This window comes from Ruegeria sp. AH12 (assembly GCF_056541465.1).
Genome location: NZ_JBQFYL010000088.1, coordinates 1 through 1,055 on the forward strand (window position 1 = coordinate 1; position 1,055 = coordinate 1,055).

A 1,055-nucleotide genomic window follows, 5' to 3' on the forward strand; every position below is an offset into this window, starting at 1 on the left:
CGCCAAGGAACCCAAGGAAATAGGCCGACATCACAAAGGACATCTCTAGAGTCGAGAATCCCTCGATTTCTCCACGCACCCCCAGCAACGTGCCCTGCAGGCCATTGCCGACCATCAGCAACCCCATTCCCAGAAGAAGCGCCCAAGCGCTGGAAAGAACCTGAAGCATTCTGCCTATCCAAAATTGCCGGTGTGTTTTGTCCGCTTTGCCGTCAATGACGAAGCACGTCGCGCTTGTCTACGACATTGTAAGGGCGCAGATGGCCAAGATACGACTATGGTATCAGCAGAGATCCGTCGCCGTATGAGAAAAAGCGATATTCTTCTGCGATAGCGTGGTCATAGACCGACTTGACCCGATCCTGCCCAATCAACGCCGAAACCAGCATCAGCAATGTGGATTTCGGCAGGTGGAAGTTGGTCATCAGCGCATCAGTGACGTGAAATTCAAAACCTGGGTATATGAAGATATCGGTCTCGCCCTCCCACGGCGCGATCCGGCCGCGTCGTGCTGCGCTTTCGATCAGTCGAAGGGCAGTTGTGCCCACCGGGATAACGCGCCCGCCCGCTTCTTTGGTCGCCGCAATCTCGGCAGCGGCCTGCGCGCTGACCCGTCCCCATTCGGCGTGCATCTTGTGGGTGGTCACGTCTTCCACTTTGACCGGCAGAAATGTGCCTGCCCCCACATGCAGTGTGACATGCGTGAACTCGACACCGCGCTCCGATGGCGCCTGCAAAAGCGCATCATCAAAATGCAAGGACGCGGTTGGGGCCGCTACGGCTCCGGAGTTTCGCGCCCACACAGTTTGGTAGTCGTTCTTGTCCTGTTCATCCGCTGCACGTTTCGCTGCGATGTAGGGAGGCAACGGCATCGCGCCGGCCTGCTCCAACGCTTGATCGAAATCCTCTCCGGTCAGGTTGAAGCGCAGATAGGCTTGGCCATCGGCAACTCGGTCCAGGGTTGCGCTCAGATCGTCGGAGAATACGATCTCTTCGCCCGGTTTGATCTTCTTAAGCGGCTTGATCAGCGCGGCCCAACAACCATCAGATTGCGG

General features: G+C 57.3%; 1 protein-coding gene and 1 pseudogene. Both read right to left on the reverse strand.

Annotated elements, in window-relative coordinates; translation table 11 throughout:
* Nucleotides 1–169 (reverse strand): annotated as a pseudogene (locus ACR0EL_RS21815) (MFS transporter); the annotation flags it as partial.
* 106 nt (nt 170–275) lie between these two features.
* The coding region (gene queA, locus ACR0EL_RS21820) for a tRNA preQ1(34) S-adenosylmethionine ribosyltransferase-isomerase QueA (RefSeq protein ID WP_480502264.1) at nt 276–1,055 on the reverse strand (780 nt) is incomplete at its 5' end.